17 protein-coding genes are annotated in these 20,035 nt (G+C 40.0%); 4 read left to right on the forward strand and 13 right to left on the reverse strand.

Translation table 11 applies throughout. The features are described 5' to 3' along the window. Positions 1-9: 9 nt before the first annotated feature. The 6 genes from ABDW32_RS21605 to ABDW32_RS21630 all read right to left on the reverse strand — a co-directional run bounded on the left by ABDW32_RS21605 (position 10) and on the right by ABDW32_RS21630 (position 5,209). The gene (locus tag ABDW32_RS21605) at positions 10-261 is read right to left on the reverse strand and encodes a hypothetical protein (protein WP_343565911.1); all 252 of its coding nucleotides are present in this window, start codon (positions 259-261) and stop codon (positions 10-12) included. Positions 262-785: 524 nt separating this feature from the next. After that, positions 786-1,181: a GtrA family protein gene (locus ABDW32_RS21610; protein WP_343565912.1), complete on the reverse strand. Its 396-nt coding sequence runs from the start codon at positions 1,179-1,181 to the stop codon at positions 786-788. A gap of 2 nt (positions 1,182-1,183) precedes the next feature. Further along, the gene (locus ABDW32_RS21615) at positions 1,184-1,876 is read right to left on the reverse strand and encodes a CDP-alcohol phosphatidyltransferase (RefSeq protein WP_343565913.1); all 693 of its coding nucleotides are present in this window, start codon (positions 1,874-1,876) and stop codon (positions 1,184-1,186) included. 9 nt (positions 1,877-1,885) lie between these two features. Continuing rightward, positions 1,886-2,878, reverse strand: coding sequence for an NAD-dependent epimerase/dehydratase family protein (locus tag ABDW32_RS21620; RefSeq protein WP_343565914.1), 993 nt, complete (start codon positions 2,876-2,878; stop codon positions 1,886-1,888). Beyond that, positions 2,875-3,996, reverse strand: coding sequence for a hypothetical protein (locus tag ABDW32_RS21625; RefSeq protein ID WP_343565915.1), 1,122 nt, complete (start codon positions 3,994-3,996; stop codon positions 2,875-2,877). Before ABDW32_RS21625 ends, ABDW32_RS21620 begins: the two co-directional genes overlap by 4 nt. Positions 3,997-4,009: 13 nt before the next feature. Further along, entirely contained in the window at positions 4,010-5,209 is a 1,200-nt protein-coding gene (locus ABDW32_RS21630) for a pyridoxal phosphate-dependent aminotransferase family protein (protein ID WP_077438892.1), read from the reverse strand. A 410-nt stretch (positions 5,210-5,619) separates the two neighbouring features. Between ABDW32_RS21630 and smpB the strand changes: the two genes are divergently transcribed. Beyond that, complete coding sequence (gene smpB / locus ABDW32_RS21635) at positions 5,620-6,075, forward strand: SsrA-binding protein SmpB (protein ID WP_077438891.1); 456 nt, start codon at positions 5,620-5,622, stop codon at positions 6,073-6,075. 272 nt (positions 6,076-6,347) lie between these two features. Here the strand turns inward: smpB and ABDW32_RS21640 are convergent, their stop codons facing one another. From ABDW32_RS21640 to ABDW32_RS21660, 5 genes are all read right to left on the reverse strand, one after another. Beyond that, positions 6,348-6,749, reverse strand: a complete 402-nt coding sequence (locus tag ABDW32_RS21640; RefSeq protein ID WP_104383990.1) for an acyl-CoA thioesterase — start codon at positions 6,747-6,749, stop codon at positions 6,348-6,350. A gap of 66 nt (positions 6,750-6,815) precedes the next feature. Then, positions 6,816-8,639 (reverse strand): DNA mismatch repair protein MutS, encoded by a 1,824-nt coding sequence (locus ABDW32_RS21645; protein WP_343565916.1) that lies wholly within the window; start codon positions 8,637-8,639, stop codon positions 6,816-6,818. A 196-nt stretch (positions 8,640-8,835) separates the two neighbouring features. Next, positions 8,836-9,492, reverse strand: a complete 657-nt coding sequence (locus ABDW32_RS21650) for a protein-L-isoaspartate(D-aspartate) O-methyltransferase (RefSeq protein WP_343565917.1) — start codon at positions 9,490-9,492, stop codon at positions 8,836-8,838. A 226-nt stretch (positions 9,493-9,718) separates the two neighbouring features. Beyond that, positions 9,719-12,202 carry a primosomal protein N' gene (gene priA, locus ABDW32_RS21655; protein ID WP_343565918.1) on the reverse strand — a complete coding sequence of 828 codons (2,484 nt, stop codon included), beginning with the start codon at positions 12,200-12,202 and terminating at the stop codon, positions 9,719-9,721. Between the two features lie 150 nt (positions 12,203-12,352). After that, positions 12,353-12,742 carry a DUF423 domain-containing protein gene (locus tag ABDW32_RS21660; protein WP_077438886.1) on the reverse strand — a complete coding sequence of 130 codons (390 nt, stop codon included), beginning with the start codon at positions 12,740-12,742 and terminating at the stop codon, positions 12,353-12,355. Between the two features lie 268 nt (positions 12,743-13,010). Between ABDW32_RS21660 and ABDW32_RS21665 the strand changes: the two genes are divergently transcribed. The 3 genes from ABDW32_RS21665 (at position 13,011) to ABDW32_RS21675 (ending at position 17,806) form a co-directional block, all read left to right on the forward strand. Continuing rightward, positions 13,011-15,650 (forward strand): hypothetical protein, encoded by a 2,640-nt coding sequence (locus ABDW32_RS21665; protein ID WP_343565920.1) that lies wholly within the window; start codon positions 13,011-13,013, stop codon positions 15,648-15,650. A gap of 117 nt (positions 15,651-15,767) precedes the next feature. After that, positions 15,768-16,778 carry a DHH family phosphoesterase gene (locus tag ABDW32_RS21670; RefSeq protein WP_343566016.1) on the forward strand — a complete coding sequence of 337 codons (1,011 nt, stop codon included), beginning with the start codon at positions 15,768-15,770 and terminating at the stop codon, positions 16,776-16,778. Between the two features lie 23 nt (positions 16,779-16,801). Next, positions 16,802-17,806, forward strand: coding sequence for an FKBP-type peptidyl-prolyl cis-trans isomerase (locus ABDW32_RS21675; protein ID WP_077438883.1), 1,005 nt, complete (start codon positions 16,802-16,804; stop codon positions 17,804-17,806). Between the two features lie 81 nt (positions 17,807-17,887). On the opposite strand, the gene ABDW32_RS21680 is transcribed toward ABDW32_RS21675, so the two are convergent. After that, positions 17,888-19,072 carry an ABC transporter permease gene (locus tag ABDW32_RS21680; protein WP_343565921.1) on the reverse strand — a complete coding sequence of 395 codons (1,185 nt, stop codon included), beginning with the start codon at positions 19,070-19,072 and terminating at the stop codon, positions 17,888-17,890. A 5-nt stretch (positions 19,073-19,077) separates the two neighbouring features. Continuing rightward, on the reverse strand, positions 19,078-20,034 hold the full coding sequence (locus tag ABDW32_RS21685; RefSeq protein WP_343565922.1) for an efflux RND transporter periplasmic adaptor subunit: 957 nt from the start codon (positions 20,032-20,034) through the stop codon (positions 19,078-19,080). Position 20,035: the final 1 nt, after the last annotated feature.

The raw sequence follows: 20,035 nt of genomic DNA on the forward strand, positions 1-20,035 counted from the left end.
ATTTTTCCGCTAACTGGCTGTACCCTTGGGGGATTGTTTTTGTGAAACAGGATCCCGCAGGGGATTTCCTGGGCTCCGGCGGGGCACGGTGGCGGCAAAGGGTGTGCGGTAAGGCCAAAAAAGGCCGGTCAGCATAGGGCCGCTACGGGATCTGCGCTGACGGGTTGGCGCTGGCCCCGCGGCGGAAAGTAATGGTAAGGCCAGGGGAATTACTCCCGACAGCGCCAAAAGGCCGGTTATGTAGGGAGATGCGGCAGGCATCCGGGCGAACGGTTGGGGTATCAAACAATAGATAAAGGCGGACAGCCCAGGAGTATACATAAGCTCCGCAGAAACAGGTACCAATAGGCCGGGTCAGTGTGTGTGAAGATTAACTGTTTAGTTAGGGTTTAGTTAGGGTTTGTTTAGGTTTAGTTTAGGTATAGTTTAGGTAAAAGCTAATGAATACCTAACTAAATACTAACTTAAATCTAAACTATTCCTAGATTAAAGGATAATCATTCCAGGAACAATTATTACTATAACCACACGGTTCTTAATCTTACTCAGAAAGAATATCATTGTTCATACTGCACTTATTGATGAAAGTCTAAAAAGGAGAAGCTGGAAACCGAAATCAAAACAGGCATCAGCCTCTTCACAAATAACCTGAAGTTATCAGCAAAAGATTACAAGTTCACCAATTTAAAATTAAAAAAAGGATTAAGGCTGCCAAGTAGTGATGAAAGGAAAAAGCAGGCTTAAGCTAAACTAGCATCATTCAATTGAAACGAAGGAAGAGCAAATTACCTATCCTCCGCTTTAAAAACCCAAAAACGCTGAAGCGTGTAATTAAAACCTAAAGAAACAAGCAACTCGACAAATAGCTTTGATAACAAAAAATTAAAATGGTATACATCCACTAGAAAGTGGATACCAGTGGATTTAAGCAGAATGCTACCACAGACAACGATTACAAACTTCCATAACTGACTACCCACAGATTTTTGGGTGCTACCAAAAGACCAATACCGATTGATCAGGAAATTTACGATCGCCCCCAGGCTCCCACTGATTGCATTGGAGAAAGGAGCGCTAATATGAAACAGTTTATAACAAGCAGAATATACCCCAAAATCAAACAATCCGCCCAAAAAGGCGGACAGTTGTGCTTTTAAAAAAGTAATAATCTTTGAAGACATATTTAGCTAACCTCCTCTTGCTGTTTTTTCAATTTGTCTTCCTTATCCTTCGCATCTCCCAATTTCAACAAGAGACGTGTGTCGTTTGCATTGATAATAAAAAGCAAAATACAGATCACAAATACACACCAATTAATGGAACCCGGCATGAGTACTTCCAATAACATGACTAAGGAAATAATTACCCGTATTTCCGTCGGCCCCAATATACCTGCATCTATGGTATACTTATCTGTAATCCTATACCGAAGTTGAGATATAATCATTGCCCAACCATATAAGGAAACCAATGTAAATCCAAGATACTTATAATCACCTGTGGTATAAAGTACATAGCCTAATCCAATAAAGACAGTACTGATCCAATCCATCACAATATCCAATGCAAATCCGTACCAACGGCGTGATTTATTCCGATAAAAAGCGATACGACCGTCTAATGAATCTCCGAACCATTGCACAAAAAAGCCGGGTATCCCCAATAGTAAATAGCGAATATCCACGTATTCTGCAAGTAGAAAGCTGCCCAAAACCATCAATGAACCAAAAAAACCGATTGCTGTAAGACCATCCGAAGTGATCCAATTCGGAACCCTTGGCACCAGATATGTAATCAATTTCTGTTCGGGTTCACTGAGGATATTTGTTCTTTTTCGGTCCTGAAAAAGCTTTTTATTTATTTTAAACTCACTCATTGTCTGTGATTATAACCATTTATTTTCTTTATACCAAGCTAGCGCCTCCATTAAGCCTGCTCGCAAATCATATTTAGGCTGGTATTGTATCTGGCTTTGAGCCAATGAAATATCACAGCCCCAATTTTCAGCCGTAAGTTCATTCAATCGCTCTGGATATAGTACAGGTATCTTTTTTGAATTTTTATATAGCCGCTCAAAGATGATGGCCACCGCCTTAACAACTCCCAATGGAATATGCATGCGGATCATCTTCTTTTGCGTAAACTCGCTGAAAACTTTTGCCATTTCATATCGGTCATACACCTGACCATCACTCAAATTGTATACCTTTTTCCCGCCTTGATCCAAACGGCAGGCATTTAAAATAGCCTGAACCAGATCCGTAACGTAGATAAAGCTCAGTTTCTGAGGAGCTCTTCCAACATAGGCATCCATTCCGCCATTCATGGTTTTAAAAAGAATAAAGATATCCTTTTCTCTAGGACCATATACCGCTGTAGGGCGCAAAATTGTCAATGGTTGATCCACAAAGTCGGTCAATGCAAGTTCTGCCTTGCTTTTACTTCGCCCATAAGCTGTCACCGGACAGTAGGGATTATGTTCATCAATTAAATTGGATGCATAAGACACTGGCCCTATCGCAGCAAGGCTGCTGACAAAAACAAATCTGCTGATTGGATTTTTCAGAGAAAAACAAGCCGATGCCAAGTTTTTGGTATAACCCACATTGACCTTTTCCAAATCTTCTTCGCGTTTGGCCCGCGTCATTGCTGCCGCATGCACAACATAGGTATAGTTTTCCGATTCCAATAAAGCTTTGATGGACGCTTCATCAGCGAAATCAGGATAAACAAATTTATCCACAACAGAACGAATTTCCGAAACATCACTCGACTTCCTTACAGCAGCATGAACCTCCATCCCTGCTTCCTTCGCTGCCCTTGTCAAATGATAGCCCACAAAACCACTCGCTCCAGTGATCAATATTTTTTCTGTCATAATGATTTTTGATACAAACGATAACGTTTGTACAATTCTCCATTCATTTGCTCAATGGCATGGTTCATCATATAATTATGTTCCAACATCCATGAACATTCGGCCCCTTTTATATTAGAATCTTTGGATTCTTTAATAATTCGGCCATATAAACATGCCTCAATACCCAGCTTGCGATAATCTTCCAATACGCCCAGCATCAACACCCGAAGCAAATTGATCTTTTTCTTTCCGAACAACAATTTGAAAATACCGGTAGGAAGCAGACGGCCTCTTTTTACTTTGATAAGAATTTGATTGATATCCGGAATACCAAGACCAAAACCAACAAGCTCACCATCCTTTTCAGCTACAATGGCAAAACGTGGGTCTAAGATCATTTTCAGATCTTTGGCTGTATAGTTAAATTCATCTTCCGTCATCGGAACAAATCCTGAATTTTTATCCCAGGCTCTATTATAGATATCGCGAACCTTTGCAGCTTCGTTCTTGAAATCCTTTACATTAAATTGGCGAAGTGTAATGCCTGACCTTTTTAAACGTTCCTCCAGCTTATCCAACAGCTTTACAGACCGCTTATCTGCAGTTTGCTCCATGACCAGATAGGCTCTTAGATCTACCTTATGTCCGTAACCGGCATTGACAACTAAATCAATATAATAGGGTGAATTGTAGGGCATCATTGCCACTGGTGGTCTATCAAAACCTTCCACCAAAAGCCCAACGGTATCATTGGTCGATAAATTGATCGGTCCAACGATGGTATCTCCGCCTTTGGCTTTCACCCATTTTTCAGCAGTTTCGAACAGCGCGTTGGCCACCTCCTGATCATCTATACAATCAAAAAATCCCCATTGACCTTCATTCACATGATTAAAAGCATTGTGATTGTTATTCCAAATCGCGCAGATTCGGCCAACGATCTTATCGTCACGATAAGCTAAAAAAGGTTGTGCTTGGGAATGTTTATAAAAGGGATGCTTATCAGGGGAAAGCAAATCGTTTTGTTCAAGAAATAAGGCCGGTACATAATTAGGATTTCCCTCATAGAGACTATGAGGGAAATCGATAAACAACCGTCTTTGTTTCTTTGTTTCAACGGGTACAATCTGAATCATATACGATTAGATTTTATATTAATGTTTCAACTTCAGCTTGTTTGAATACTTTAACCATCTTCTCGATTGCTTCATCAATTTGGTCATAAGTATGTGTCGCCATCAATGAAAAACGAATCAAAGATTCCTCAGCAGGAACTGCAGGAGAAACAACTGGATTAACAAATACACCATCATCTTGGAGCATTTTAGTCACCCAGAAGGTTTTTTCATTGCTACGAATAAATATTGGTAAAATAGGACTTTCTGTGGCACCTAGATCAAAGCCATGATCCAATAATTGTGCTTTGGCATAATCTGTATTTTTCCACAATTTTTCAATATGTTCAGGTTCATTTTGGATGATCTCCAACGCTTTCAATGTTGAGGCAACAGATGCTGGCGTCATTGAAGCACTAAACATAACCGAACGTGCATTGTGTTTCAAGAAATCAATCACATCAGCATCACCCGCTACGAATCCACCTAAGGAAGCTAATGATTTACTGAACGTACCCATGATTAAGTCTACGTCATCATTAAGCCCAAAATGTGATGCCGTACCGGCTCCCTTGTGCCCAATAACACCCAAACTATGCGCATCGTCCACCATAACCGCGGCATCAAACTCATTCGCAATTGTGGTAAGTTCCGGCAAGTTAACAATATCACCCTCCATACTAAAGATACCGTCAGTACAGATTAATTTTGCGCTTTCTTCAGGTAATCTGGATAATTTAGCACGCAGATCGTCCATATTGTTGTGGCCATATTTAATGACTTTCGCAAATGATAAACGGCTACCATCGATAATAGATGCATGATCACGCTCATCTAGCAAAATATAATCATTACGTCCCATCAGACAAGACAAAGGACCAAGATTTGATTGAAATCCTGTACTAAAAAGAATTGCGGCTTCTTTACCTACATAAGCAGATAGTTTTTCCTCCAGTTCTACGTGAATATCCAATGTACCGTTTAAGAAACGTGATCCAGCACATCCCGTACCATACTTTTCCAAAGCATCTTGCGCTGCTTTTATAATACGTGTATCAGTGGTCAACCCTAAATAAGAGTTAGAACCGAACATCAATACACGTCTACCATCGATTTTTACCTCGGTATCTTGTTTTGATTGAATAGGTCTAAAATAGGCATATAAGCCCTTAGCTTTTAACTCCTCTACAATCTTAAATTGCGATATTTTTTCGCCTAACTTTCCTTTACTCATGCGATAAAAAGGTATTTCTAAAACTATTTCTAACTTTTAGATGTTATTGTAACAAACAAAATTCTCGAATTGGACTTTTATATAAAAAACTCTGTCTTCGAATAAAAATCTGCTCTATCCACAATGTAAGTTGAAATTCTACGTTGTATATATTCACAATAATTCCAAAAAACGTTGCAAACATACGAAAACATAATCTGACTTTCGCTTAAATTTAGTCATATTTTTAACACATCGCCCAAAACAGTTAATTTTATTTTAATACTCCGCTAACATCTCCCCACACAATTCTACTATAAAATAAGACAATTTTAATAATTATATTTGCGAACTATAAATTATCCTATAATTAGTTACATTTAGGTTCATTGCACTAGCAATGGTATAGACTTACTAATATACAACAATATATGGCTTTATCTTCAGATATCAATATAAAAAATAAAAAAGCTTCTTTTGAGTATCATCTACTGGACAAATACGTCGCTGGAATTCGACTTTTAGGCACCGAAATCAAATCAATACGTGAGGGAAAGGCAAATATTAACGATAGTTTCTGTAGTTTCTTTGACGATGGTCTTTACATTCGTAACATGCATATCGCCGAATATTCCATGGGTTCATTTTACAACCATGAAGCAAAACGTGACCGTCAACTCCTCCTGACAAAAAAAGAACTGAAAAAATTAAAAGAAAAGGGAGAAGAACGGGGTTTTACAATTGTTCCGTTACGCATTTTTATCAGTTCACGCGGTTTTGCAAAAGTTGAAATTGCTCTGGCACAGGGTAAAAAAGATTTTGATAAACGGGAAAATATCAAGGAAAGAGATGTCAAACGCGAGCTCGATCGCGTTATGAAGTTCTAACGCTGCCCGTGCAAGGGGATCAATATCTCCAGTGTAATGCTTCCCCTATTCCTAAACAACGGAACAAAGCAATTGGCTTGATCAAATCTTCCGCGAAAAACTTTTGGGCATTGCTAGTGAAATCAAGCGATTAAATCATCTTTCGTGAAAGATGATTTTAAAAAGAATATAATCTGACGAAAGAGATGGTTACGAGAAAGGGGTGGATTATCAGCCCCTTCTTTGCGTTTCCGACCAGGATCAATGCGAGTTCTCTCTTGCTACTGGATAAATTATTCTATATCCAAACCTTCTAAAACAGGAATTGGCTGTTTATTTTCATCCAAAGCCACAAAAGTAAAAACGCCTTCGATCGCCAGTTCTCTTCCTTCTTTATACATATGCTCCAGAAATATTTCGACTTTCACCTTCAGGCTGGTACGTCCCACATTTTGCACCCGCGCAATTGCCTCAATAATACTCCCAGAAGGAATTGCTTTATTAAAGTCAATACGGTCGGTTGATACCGTCACTAATGTCTTGCGGCAGAATCTCGTTGCGGCCATAAAAGACACTTCGTCCATAATAGACATTGCCTTACCGCCGAATAAGGTATCGTGATGATTTGTCAAAAACGGGAATACAGTTGTACATACATGTGTTTCCGATAAATCAATACGTTCTTGTAAAGTCATTTATTGTTTTTTTAAGGATTCAAGAGAGCACAAATGTAAGGCTATCCAAAAACAGTTGAGTCATTTTTATCCAATATTTTCCTCGATATCTACCCCTATACCTTTCAGTAATAAAGAAGCATTGAAGATCTTACACTCGCCCGTTTTCAGCTTATAATCAAACAGCATCTGCCCTTCATTCACCTGAATATCAAAATGATAATTTTTAATATCTTTTGGAAACTCCTGTTCTAAACTGGACAGCTGGAGATCATGTGTCGCTACCATACCCTTACCATCCAAGCGAACCAGCTGCTTAATGATAGCTCGTGACCCTAGATACTTATCAACGGAGTTTGTCCCGCGTAACATCTCATCAATCAGAAAGAAACTGTCTTTGTGTGAAGCCACTGTATCCAATATAAATTTCATCCGATTGAGCTCTGCCTTGAAAGTAGAAGTGCTTTCATTCAGATTATCCCGGATACGCATATAAGATATAAGCTTATAAATCGGTAATTGAAATGATTTCGCGGCAACACTTGCGCCGGCATAGGCCAAAACTGCATTGATACCGATAGTACGCAAGAACGTACTTTTCCCGGCCATGTTGGATCCGGTTACCAATGCGACCCGATGATCATTACTGGTATAATCATTGGAAACCACTAACTCCCTTGGGATGAGTGGATGGTAAACATCTTGCGCATCAATTTTGTCCTCACCAGGATTATTTAAGATGACAGGGTAACTATAATCCGGATGGTTTCTTTTCCAAATTGCAAGACTATTTACAGCTTCGACTTTTGCCAAAGTATCAAACGAATTCAGAATCTCCTGTTCATACTTATTTTTCCAGTCGATAATCGCCAGCACCTGTCTAAAATCCCACAGTAAGAAAAGATTCAGAAATACGCCAACAAAAACATTGTTTCGCGCATCAAGATTATTGATAAGCGCTGCGAGTTTTTTAAACGCTTTTGAAATAGGCTCAGCATGCCCCCCCTGCTTTAATTCATTAGCCATTTCCTGTAAGGAAGCGGATTTCCATGGGTGACTTTCTATAGCTTGTATCGCATCGGCATAGGAAGCCAGTATTCCACCAATCTTGTCTATCCTTGAAGAAAATAAACCGACACTACCTGCTTTCGCGAAAGCCCAAAGGATATGAAACAAACCTAATATCGTGGCAACCGCAGCAAATTTGGAAATAAAAAAGCTTCCAACAAGCGCTAGCACAAATAAAACTGGACCAACTTTGACATACATACGCATGAAAGCATTCCCAAAATTAAAATTCCGGTCCTGGAAATAATTGGACAAAAATGTCTTAATATCTAGTTTATGATTAAGATTTGCAAGCAATTTAGCCTGAAAATCCCAGATCCATTCCGATTCACTCTCCAGTTCCTTTGACGCTTCCTGATTCCGTTGGATCTGTTCTTTATCCAGAGGCGCATTAAACCAGGACGCCAATAGGTCAATCCCCTGTTTTGTTGTTGACCGATTCAGTTGGGCGAATAAGGAATGTGCACCAAATACGTCCATATCTGAACTATAAGCATGACTGCCATCTTCGAAATTTTCTCCATTAGCATACATATTTGCCTTACCATCAACGATATTTTGCTCATTGGAGAGTACCTTCAAATAGGCTTCAAAATAGTTCTTCTGAAGTTCCAACTGGCTCTGCCGGCGTACCAAATAGGCAAATAGGAACAACAGTGCAAAGAAACAGAAGAAAACCAATGGAAGACTTTCCAGCTGAAAAGTATAAAACAACAAGGCTCCCCCACCAAGAATGACGAAGAGTCGTGTTAAACTTAACGTATTAACCTGCTTATTTAATTTTAAGACCGTGGCGGCAATTTCTTGATGCTTTTGGTCGTATAATGTCGTTATTGGATTCATTGATACATATTTTTTCTTATTCCATCAGTTGGACAACAAGCGCCCCCATCCAAAATCACAACTGTAAGAAACTATAATTTTTAAATAGAGCGAATTCACAAGGAAAAATAAAAAAAACGATATATTTCCATTTACATGTTGTCATAAAGACAAATAAGGGACCGAAGTGCCCTTAAATTTTTCAAAACAATATGGATTACCAAGCCTGATCACCAACCAATGGCACAAAACGGAAAGTGTCTAATTCAATGCGATCAAAATCATTTTCACCCACACGAATTATTGTCACCATTTTCTGAGACTTCTCATCCCCCACCGGAATGACAAAAATCCCACCTATTTTCAACTGCTTCAACATAATTTCAGGCACAAAGGGAGCTCCCGCAGTTACAATAATCTTATCATAGGGCGCATGTTCTTCAATACCCTTGGAGCCATCTCCGAGAAAAAAATGTGCTTTATATCCCATATAAGGCAATACTTGGATCGTTCGCTGATAAAGGTTCTCCTGACGTTCTATCGTATATACATCGGCGCCAAGCTCGAGCAAAATACAAGTTTGGTAACCTGATCCCGTTCCGATTTCCAATACCTTATCCCCTTTTTTCACGTGGAGCAATTCGGATTGATAAGCGACAGTGTATGGTTGAGAGATCGTTTGTCCGTCACCTATTGGGAACGCAATATCGCGATAAGCCTGATTCCAAAACGTTTCATCAAAAAAGAAATGACGTGGTACCTTCCCAATAGCTTCCAATACTTTTTGATCTTCAATACCTCTTCCTTTTAGATGCTCGACCAATTTCTTGCGTGCACCTCTTTCCCGATAATTATCAATAAACTTATACGCCATGATGTTTCAAATTTACTTTTAAAAAGGGATATTTAGCCGAACTATTCACAAATCATTTAACATCAAGCCAATACAGACATTACACACTGATCATTAAAAAACATCCCTGCACAAAAAAACTAACCACAAGATCATAAATACCTCAACATTAGCTGGATCATATCGCATTCAGAACAATTATTATTGCCCCCTTCGGTATGGAAACTAAACAAACACACAGTATTTTTTAATAAGGATCAACATCGATCTGCACACGAACTCCACTATTGGCCTTATCCAGTTCAAAATCCAATAAAACCGAACGAATCAACTCCTTTACTTTGGCAATACTTATATTGGTGCGTTCGATCTTCAATGTAATCGTCTGGATAAAATTATTGCGGACACGGGAGACCAGCGGGGGCTCAGGCCCTAATACCCGGGCTCCGAGCTGTGGACGTAAAGCGGCAGCGAAACGATTCGCTGCATCGTAACATTTTTGAAAATCTATATGTTTAATATCAACACGAATAAGCCGATAAAAAGGAGGATACAGGTAATTCTTCCGCTCAGTGATTTCCGTCATAAACATCCCTTCATAATCATTGTTAACAACTTGCTCCAATACCCTATGATTTGTCGTATAACTTTGAATAATCACCCGTCCACCGGCTTCCCGACGACCGGCTCGGCCAGCGACCTGGGAAAATAGAGAAAAAGAGCGTTCATAAGCCCTAAAATCAGGAAAATTAATAATAGTATCCGCATTCACAACACCAATTAAACTGACCCGTCCAAAATCCAGTCCTTTGGCGACCATCTGGGTACCGATCAGTACATCAAATTCATGTTCATCAAAAGCGGTAATAATCTTATCAAAGCCATACTTTCCCTTGGTGGAATCCAGATCCAATCGTCCAATGCGAATCTCAGGCATCAGCAGTTCCAGTTCCTCCTCCACCCGCTCGGTTCCAAAGCCTTTGCTTTCAATATGTGGCATTCCACAGGCCGGACAGACCCGGAGCGGAGGCTCCGCATGTCCACAGTAGTGGCAATGCATCATATTGGAACTTTTATGATAGGTTAAACTAACATCACAATTTACACATTTAGCGACGAAACCACAGGTATTACACTGGATCATCGTGGTGTGTCCACGTCGATTCTGAAACAGAATAACCTGCTCCTTATTTTTAACCGCATCTTCAATAGCTTTTAACAGCGTTCCGGAAAAATAGGAAAACATATTTTCTTTTCGCCCCTCTTCAGGAATATTGACCAGCTCAATACTTGGCAGCTGTGCATTGCCATAACGTTCCAACAGCTGCACAAACCCATACTTCTTTGCCTTAGCGTTATAATAACTTTCCAAAGATGGTGTTGCGGACCCCAACAGTACCTTAGTCTGATGTAAAAATCCTAGGTAAATGGCCGTATCCCGAGCATGGTAACGGGGGGCTGGATCAAATTGTTTATATGAACTTTCGTGCTCCTCATCAACGATAATAATTCCCAGATCCTGAAATGGAAGAAACACTGAGGAACGTGCACCTATAACAACCTGAAATTCATTTTTCATGACTTTATGCCACACCTCAGCACGTTCATTATCATTGAATTTGGAGTGATAAACACCCAATTTATCGCCAAAGTGCAATTTTAATCGTGCTGTAATCTGTGCTGTCAATGCGATCTCAGGCAAAAGATACAACGCTGATTTTCCTTCAGCGATTGCCTGTTCGATAAGACGTATATAGAGCTGCGTTTTCCCTGATGCAGTTACGCCGTGTAATAAGGTCACCTCCTTTTCCTCAAAAGACTGCTGGATTTCATCATAGGCACGCTGTTGATTTTCATTGAATTGAAAATTAGCATCCAGTTCGATATCTTCTCCCTGAAATCTGGACACGACCTTCTCCTTTATCTCAAACACCCCCTTGTCAATTAATGCGGTGATCGCTGCATTACCGCAGCCGGAAGCCTCTGCAAGCATAGGCCGCGTTATCTCCTCGGTTTTTTTAACAAGCTGCATAAATGCCAAAACCGCATCCTGCTGCTTGGGCGCACGGTTGAGACTGTCCAAAAGTTCCCGCTTCGCATCCTCATTTCTAAAATCCGGAGCAAAACGTAGGAATGCTTTTGTTTTGGGTTTATACCGTTCTGTTATTTCCTCGGAGATCAGCACGATCCCTTTTTCAAATAATTGTTTTAATATCGGAAATACAGTTTTCTGCCCCAGTAACTTCACAATATCATTGACTTTAAGTTCCCCTGCCACCTCCAGAGCCTCTATGATCAAATACTCTTTGTCAGAAAGTGTCGAACGATCAAATTCCTCGGTTATAGAAGAGATCACTTTGGTTTCACTAGCCAGTTTCAACGCCGCCGGAAGTGCGGCCTGCATGACTTCGCCCAAACTGCACATATAGTAATCCGCCAGCCAATCCCACAGTTTAAATTGAGCCAAATTAACAATAGGCCTGTCATCAATGATATCTAAAATATACTTTGCTTCGTATTTCAGGGGAGCTTCTTTGCTGACCGATTTGACGACAGCCGAATAAATTTTGTTTCTTCCAAATTGTACAATAACGCGTACCCCAATCTTTATCCGGTCATTCCAGTCAACCGGAATTCGATAGGTATAGGTTCTCGCCAGGGCAAGTGGCAGAACCACATCAACAAACAAAGTATCTCTTTCACTAAAAATCGAAGGTTGCGGATTGGACATATTTTTTTATTATGGGATAAAAATACAAAAAAAGCGCCACAAAGGATAGCTGAGTTAGGTCCATCAAAAGGAAAGCCTTCCCGGATTTTCGATCACAGGAAGGCTCTCTATCTAAAAAGCTGGCAAGCTTTATTGTATCTAGGCAGAAGCTTATGATTTATTTTTTAATGCAGCTACAAAAAGGGCAATCCAACCGATGATCAATGATAAACCGCCCAACGGTGTTATAGGACCTAGGATAGCCGGGTTTCCAAAACCGGTTATTTCTCTTACGCTAAGCAAATATAAAGATCCCGAAAAAAACAAAATGCCTACGATAAAAGCGATAAACGACACCTTGATCGAGTAGGTCTTTGCGCGTGAGAAAGTCGATAAAAATAACAGCGCAAAGGTATGATAGAAATGATACTGATTTGCAGTTTTCCAAGTTTCAAGATGATATGTACTTACCTTTCCTTCCAGACCGTGGGCCCCAAAGGCGCCTAATATTACAGCTAATGCTCCCAACAACGAAGCGGCTAAAATGATTTTCTTATTCATTATTATAAAGTGAATGCTGAAAACGTGTTTCTTCGATAAATGTATTAAAAACCGAACAAAATAAGGAATATTTTGTTAAATTTATATTACAAATGCCCATTATTAGCATGATTTTCTAGCGCTTCCCGCATATTTTTATTAGGTTTGTTTTACATATGAAACCATCATGCGTACAAGCTGATGATAGCTTCATTATCATAAAAAACAAATTGATTGAAACGTGTTCACTTATACCATTGAAGATGAACACTCATAAATATTTACGCTGATGAAAAAAACAATAATCATCACTATTCTACTGTTCATAGCTGTCATTGTGGCAACCATTTATCTTTTCGGAGATTTCAATAAAAATAACAAACAAGATTCCAAGGCCTTACAATACCTACCAGAAAATACCCTGGCCATTACATCCTTTGCCAATAACGAGGCTGTAGACACAATATTTAAAGATTACGAATTATTCAAAGCAGTTCTGGGTCGGGGAAATTTCAGTAATCTAGAGCAGTTAAAAGCAGAATTATTGCAAAACGAACAATTGACACCTTTTGTCGCCGGCCAACAGATATTGCTGTCTTTTCACCAAGAAAAAGATCAGATCACAGCACTTTATAGTGTGCAGGTTGGACAAAGCCTTGATAATAATACACTGGAAAAACTGATGGGACAGGTGGGGAACAATTACAAAGTTCAACCCTTCGATACCCTGGGCCAACGGTTCTTTGGGCTCAATAAAGGAATAAAAGACAGTACACTCTATTGTGCTTATGCCCACGAAATTATTTTTGCAAGTTATTCAAAACAGGTTCTTGCACAGATTTTCGATAAGAACGTAAAAAAAATAAACAACAAGCAAATTGAGTTCTTCGTCAATCACAACAATAAGAATACGCCACTCAGTTTATATTTTTTCAATGAACAGTCAGCACAAATTGCCCGGATATTGATGAAATCCAAGTTTGGCACTTACCTTAATCTAATTGATTCATTAAAAGGACAAACTTCCTGGAACATGAATTTCAAACAGGATGCGCTGATCTTTAAGGGTGAGACAGATCTAACGGGGAGCAAAAATAGCTATCTGCAATTATTTGCCAACCAAACTGCTCAAGTGCAGGCATTAGGAAACTATCTACCTAAAAATGCGGCATCTTATATCGATTTCAGCATTTCAGATGCCGCCAGCTTTCATGCAGGATTAAAAGAACTATTGACTCAGCAAAAGGAATATGAGCGTATCAGCAAGAGTATTAAGAATTTTGAAGAGGACAGCAACGTGTCATTCGACAGTGTGATCACACCGCTGTTTAATGACGAATTCGCCTTGGCTGAATTAGATAATCAAGACGTACTGGGCTTAATCAGTCTGTCGGATTCCAGCCTATTTGCAAATAATTTTAAGAAGTTCAGTTCCGCTGTTGGAGATTCAATTTATCAATTTAAATATTCCCAGCTCTTATATGCCTCCTTTGGGGAACCGTTCAAAAGTTTCACAAGACCCTATTTTACTATCGTTGACAATATTATGGTAGTTGCAAGTAGAACCGGAATTTTACGGGATTATCGGGAGTCATTCCGTGAAAAGCAATTCCTATCGGGCACTGCTATTTTCAAGAACCACGCAGCATTACAAAATAGCCGGAGCAATGTCACCTTTTATTTGGAACCCAAAGCTGCTAAAAGCAATATTTTGGATAACCTAAAATCTGATTATGCGAAGAATTTCAAGGATGAAGAGCAATTTGGTTTCCAGAACTTCTATTCCTGGTCTTACCAGTTGAGTGGCAATCAAGGAACATTCGCTTCCAGCCTATATGGACTCTATAAAAGCGATACACGTCTGGGCGGAAAACCGGAATGGACAGTCCAACTTGAAAATCGCATAATCAATAAGCCATGGATTCTGGACCAGGACGGTAAAAACAAGTTTATTATGATCCAGGAACAGGATCATACCGTACATGCATTTTCGCCAGATGGAAAGGAGCTTTGGCAAAATCTTTTCCAAGGCGAGATTTTAGGTGAACCGATTCAATTACAAGATCTCAGTATCGTCATGGTCACAAAAAGCCGGCTCTACCGGATTATGCCCGACGGGAAAAATATAGCTGGCTTTTCGGTCGAGTTACCTTCCAACGCAAGTTATGGCGCTACAATTACCAACTTCAATAAAGAACAACGCATCTATATCCCGGCCACGGATCGCATTTTGGCTTACACATTAGACGGTAAGAAAGTGGAAGGAATGGAGAATAATACCGTAGACAGCCGTATTCTGTTTGACCTCAAAACAACTACTTTGGGGCAAACCAATTACATTATAGCCGGTACCAGTACAGCTTCGGTTTATTTTTTCAATGAAAATGGCAAGATTATCCGTAAGCAAACATTGGATACCGAAGGTGAAAGTATTAAGAACCCCATCGGTTTAGTCGCTGCCTCAGATGAAAAAAATTCATTTGTCTATCTAGCGGACAATAGGGGAAGTGTTTTCAAGGTGCCTTTTGAAGGTGAAGCGAAAAAAATAAAATTGGGTACCTGGGGCAAGGATGCGTTCTTTAATTTCGAAGATATTAGCGGTGGCGCTGACCGAGATTTTATCATTTTAGCCAACAATAAATTGAATGCCTATAGCGCAAGGGACTCATCTTCCTATTTCGAGTATAAATTCATTGAGGAAACGAGTAATAGACCACTATTCTTTAAACGTATTGGTAAATCCGATGTACTGGGAGTTGGTACTGACAATCGCATGATCTATGTCTTTGGATCGGATGGTCTGGTACAGGAAGGATTCCCGATGGAAGGGTTCTCCAAATTCTATTATGGACCGATTAACTATGGCGACAATGCGAATTATCTGATTTGCATGAAAAAGGATTTTAAGGTTTATGTATATAAATTTTAAAATATTGAAAATCAAATTTTTAAATCCAAAACAAAACGAAATAGGATGCAGAAGATGTTTATAAAAAATTTGTCTAATCCAAATTTTTTATAGTAGGTTTGCAGACTTAATATGACTATGCTAAAATCGGAAGAATTAAAAGAATTATTGGCTGAACCAAAGCGTATTGTAATCACCACACATTACAAACCGGACGGCGATGCATTGGGTTCATCATTGGGATTATATTTTTGGTTAACCGCAAAAGGACACCAGGTCAATCTAATCGTACCTTCAGATTTCCCCGCTTTTCTAGACTGGTTGCCCGGTTTGGAAAATGTACAGATTTATACGCTGGATATCAACTTACATAATCAACAGATTGAAGCTGCGGATTTATTATTCTGTTTAGACTTCAATGGGCTGGCTCGTATTCATGAGATGGGCGACCCTATCCGTCAGGCAAAAGGGATCAAATGTATGATCGATCATCATTTGGATCCGGAAGGGTTTGAAGATTATGCATTTTGGGATCCATCTGCTGCGGCAACTGCGCAATTAATCTATCGCTTTTTAGTGAATGAGATGCAAGATGCGGATCATATCAGCGCGGATATGGCGACTTGTCTATATACAGGGATTATGACCGATACAGGTTCTTTCCGTTTTCGCTCTACGACATCCGAAATTCACCGTATCATTGCGACCTTGATTGATTGTGGTGCGCAAAATTGGGCGATTCATGAAGAAATATACAATAGCTCTTCGGAAAGCCGGCTCAAATTTCTGGGATTTTGTCTACTCAATCGCCTTGAAGTTATACAAGAGTACAATACGGCAGTCATTCATGTCACCAAAGAAGACCTTAATCAGTTTCAGGTTATCACCGGAGACACCGAAGGTTTGGTCAATTATGCACTTTCCATTAAAGGAATTCGATTAGCGGCGTTAATTATTGACAGAAATGAACAAATTAAACTATCTTTGCGATCGATTGGAGAAGTTCCTTGTAATGAAATCTGTAAATTGCATTTCAATGGGGGCGGCCATCTCAATGCTTCAGGCGGAAATTCGAAAGATAGCCTTGCAGCTGTGATCGCAAAATTCAAATCGATTTTACCAGATTATAAAGAAATATTAACAAAATAAGATATCGTAACATACATTAGAAAATGAAGAAAGCAATTCTATTTTTCGCGGCTGCCGGTCTTTTGATGACGTCATGCCAAAAATTCAAAAAGGCTGAAGGCGGTCTTGAGTATAAAATCGTGGATGATAATGCAAAAGAGAAAGCAGTATCAGGCGATTTATTAGCACTTGACATTGTACAATCAACAGACAGAGATTCTGTGATGAGCAGCACTTACGAAATGGGAATTCCTCAGATCGTTCAATTATATCCAGACAGTATTATTGCAAAAAATCCCGGAGATCCTACAGGCCTATTCAAATATGTTGGTGAAGGTGATAGCTTGGTTTTCAAAATTAATTTGGATTCTATGGCCGCAAAAACACATCAACCAAAACCAGAATTTGCTGACAAGTTTTTAGTTTTCTCAATCAGAGTTAAAAAGCACTTCAAAAAAGGAAAATTAACAGACCAACAATTGGGTGAGCAAGTTCAAAAATACTTTGAAGAAGAATTGAACAAGCACAAAGCTGCTGAACCTGCAAAATTGGAAAAATACATCAAGGACAAAAACTTGAAAACAACAAAAACAGCTTCAGGTCTTCAATATGTAATTACTAAACCTGGAACAGGCGCAAATGCTAAAGTAGGAGACTCTATCCATGTAAATTATGTAGGTTCTTTGACTACCGGAAAAGTATTTGATACCAACCTTCCAGATGTTGCCAAGAAAGAGAAAATCTTCATGCCACAACGCCCTTATGAAGCATTGAAATTCCAATTGGGTGTTGACGGTGTTATCCCAGGTTGGACAGAAGCATTCCAGTTGTTCAATAAAGGTACGAAAGCAACTTTAGTAATTCCTTCTTCTTTGGCTTATGGCGATCGTCCATCCGGAAAGATTCCTCCTTATGCACCGTTGGTGTTTGAAGTAGAGGTATTGGATATCAAACCAGGAAAAGTTCCAGCGCCAGCGCCAACAACTCCGGGTACAGTAGCTCCAACAGCAACTGCCCCTGCTACAAAAGCTCCGGCAGCTAAAAAATAAGTTAGCCAATAAAATCAGCTAACACAAACAAAAGAGCCATTCCAAAAATTTGGAATGGCTCTTTTGTTTGTGAGATATCGATTAAGGCTGAACCTGCTTTTGCTTATCAGCCTGTTTTAATTTTCGGATCTTCCACCATAACACAATAACCGCAAGTACAAAACAGACAATCATAATGATCGTCAAGGCCATCAGCGCTTTATTGGTATGATAATTTTCCGCATGCTGGATAAATAGCAGTCTAAAAATCCGAAGATAATGTGTTGAAGGAATTACATTGGCTATACCCTGCACCCAACCAGGCATCAGACTTGAGGGCCATGTAAAACCACTCAAGATAAAAGCTGGCGTCGCAATCACCATCAATACTTCCGTTGATTTCAGTTGAGAGGGCAACAGCATACTCACCAGCACGCCTATAAAACATACCGCCAGCAAAAACACGAATGTACATAGTACAAAACGGCCAAAGTCAGCATGGAGTGGCATTCGATAATATTTTCCAAAGCCCCAATACAGTAGCAATATCCCTACCGACATTAGAACATAAGGTAATATCTTGACCAGAATAAGCCCAACCGGGTTCGAAATTTTTCTGACAAGATCGGGGAATGTGTTCCCCTCAAACTCCGAAGAAAAGGATAAGGCCAAGCCGAGTAACAGGACCTGTTGCAACACGGTAATGAGTACCCCCGGCAACATAAAGTACAGGTAGTTTCCACTTCGGATATTTTGCTTTACAATCGTTGTCTTAAACGGTTCATACTGCTGAGCAGCGACCTTTGCCGGTACGCCACGTTTCATTTGTGCCTGAATCTGAATACCCGCTTTCATGGTCATCGCACAAACGTTGACGGCCATTAAAGCGGTGTTTGAGGTCAAGGTATTTGCGCCGTCAACAAATACAGTCACCTCCGGCAAACGGCTCTGTTGTACGCCTGAAGCAAAGCCCTTGGGGATATGAACTATTGTTGTTGCATCGTGCTGAATGGCGATATCTTTTGAATCAAACAAGGATGGCAATACCTTTGCGACCTGTATACTTTCGTTGTCTGAAAGCATATCGATAAAGGAACCGCTTAAGGGGCTATTATCTTCGTCTACCACAATGACAGGCATTTCAGTCACCTTTCCCTGTTGGTACACATGACCAACCAGCACACCATATAAGACCGGAGCACCTAAAAAAAGCATCAACAATACCTTGTTGTTAAAAAAGAGCTTAAACTCCCGTTGGATTAATTCTAGAAATCTTTTCACTACCATTCCCTTTAATTCGCATGGAGGACCACCAGCGTTTTTGTTAACAAATCTTTTGTTCCGGCAATATCCTCAGGCACGACTTTCAATTCAAAAACTGCTTGCTGCGGATCAAAATCCGGATAAGCAGAAGCGATATTGGCATAAGAATTCAAGGCTTTTACGCTAGCAATCTTGGCGGACACTTTTTTATTGCTCAGATAGGGCACCTCCACTGTCACTGTCGCCCCTTTTTGGAACTTCGCAATCTGATTTTCGGGTAATGTAAATCTAAAATAAGTCGAACGGTCCAGGGAACCGTTAACAATCGGATAGCCTGCCATCGCGAGTTCCCCCACTTTGAGATTGATCGTCTCAACACTCATATCCTGAGGTGCAATCACATATTTCTCCTGTGCAGCAACATTAACCTCAGATACGGCTCCAAGTGCTCTTTCTTTTTGTCCTAGTGCCATAATCTGTTGCTCTTGTCTCGCTCCGCCTCTTGCTTCTGCCATTTCTGCCTGTGCAGCCAGATATTGGTTTTTAGCACCTTGATACTTTGCATAAGTCTCATCATACTTTTGTTGAGGGATCAAACTATCCTGCAGTAAGGCCTCAAGCCTACCAATTGATTTCTTTGCAAACTCGTATTGCTCCTTCAGCCCATCCACCTTTGCCTGCAGTTGGACCAGCTGCCCTTTGGTCGCTCCCTTGACAGCCATATTATATTGTGCATCGGCAGATTGTAACGCCCCTTTCGCCTGCTCCTCCTTTGCGTCCACCTCAGGAATACTCAAAATAGCCAAGGTGTCCCCTGCATGTACAAAATCGCCCTCGGCAACCAGGATCTTCGCGATTTTACCAGGTACTTTTGTGACAACTGTCACTTGCTCGCGCTCCACCTTCCCCTCAATGGGTTTTTCTTTCACTTGATTTGTACAGGAAACAAAAATAGACAAGGATAGTATCCCATATAAATTTTTCATG

Source organism: Sphingobacterium sp., from assembly GCF_039596235.1.
GTDB lineage: Bacteria > Bacteroidota > Bacteroidia > Sphingobacteriales > Sphingobacteriaceae > Sphingobacterium.

What these genes read in the sequence shown, in the direction of transcription:
- priA (WP_343565918.1), bottom strand. Translation starts at nt 12,202, where the DNA reads ATGTCCAATCCGCAACCTTCGATTTTTAGTGAAAGAGATACTTTGTTT.
- ABDW32_RS21610 (WP_343565912.1), bottom strand. Translation starts at nt 1,181, where the DNA reads ATGTCTTCAAAGATTATTACTTTTTTAAAAGCACAACTGTCCGCCTTT.
- ABDW32_RS21685 (WP_343565922.1), bottom strand. Translation starts at nt 20,034, where the DNA reads ATGAAAAATTTATATGGGATACTATCCTTGTCTATTTTTGTTTCCTGT.
- ABDW32_RS21680 (WP_343565921.1), bottom strand. Translation starts at nt 19,072, where the DNA reads ATGGTAGTGAAAAGATTTCTAGAATTAATCCAACGGGAGTTTAAGCTC.
- ABDW32_RS21630 (WP_077438892.1), bottom strand. Translation starts at nt 5,209, where the DNA reads ATGAGTAAAGGAAAGTTAGGCGAAAAAATATCGCAATTTAAGATTGTA.
- ABDW32_RS21615 (WP_343565913.1), bottom strand. Translation starts at nt 1,876, where the DNA reads ATGAGTGAGTTTAAAATAAATAAAAAGCTTTTTCAGGACCGAAAAAGA.
- ABDW32_RS21675 (WP_077438883.1), top strand. Translation starts at nt 16,802, where the DNA reads ATGAAGAAAGCAATTCTATTTTTCGCGGCTGCCGGTCTTTTGATGACG.
- ABDW32_RS21665 (WP_343565920.1), top strand. Translation starts at nt 13,011, where the DNA reads ATGAAAAAAACAATAATCATCACTATTCTACTGTTCATAGCTGTCATT.
- ABDW32_RS21660 (WP_077438886.1), bottom strand. Translation starts at nt 12,742, where the DNA reads ATGAATAAGAAAATCATTTTAGCCGCTTCGTTGTTGGGAGCATTAGCT.
- ABDW32_RS21640 (WP_104383990.1), bottom strand. Translation starts at nt 6,749, where the DNA reads ATGACTTTACAAGAACGTATTGATTTATCGGAAACACATGTATGTACA.
- ABDW32_RS21605 (WP_343565911.1), bottom strand. Translation starts at nt 261, where the DNA reads ATGCCTGCCGCATCTCCCTACATAACCGGCCTTTTGGCGCTGTCGGGA.
- ABDW32_RS21650 (WP_343565917.1), bottom strand. Translation starts at nt 9,492, where the DNA reads ATGGCGTATAAGTTTATTGATAATTATCGGGAAAGAGGTGCACGCAAG.
- ABDW32_RS21620 (WP_343565914.1), bottom strand. Translation starts at nt 2,878, where the DNA reads ATGACAGAAAAAATATTGATCACTGGAGCGAGTGGTTTTGTGGGCTAT.
- ABDW32_RS21625 (WP_343565915.1), bottom strand. Translation starts at nt 3,996, where the DNA reads ATGATTCAGATTGTACCCGTTGAAACAAAGAAACAAAGACGGTTGTTT.
- ABDW32_RS21645 (WP_343565916.1), bottom strand. Translation starts at nt 8,639, where the DNA reads ATGAATCCAATAACGACATTATACGACCAAAAGCATCAAGAAATTGCC.
- ABDW32_RS21670 (WP_343566016.1), top strand. Translation starts at nt 15,768, where the DNA reads ATGCTAAAATCGGAAGAATTAAAAGAATTATTGGCTGAACCAAAGCGT.
- smpB (WP_077438891.1), top strand. Translation starts at nt 5,620, where the DNA reads ATGGCTTTATCTTCAGATATCAATATAAAAAATAAAAAAGCTTCTTTT.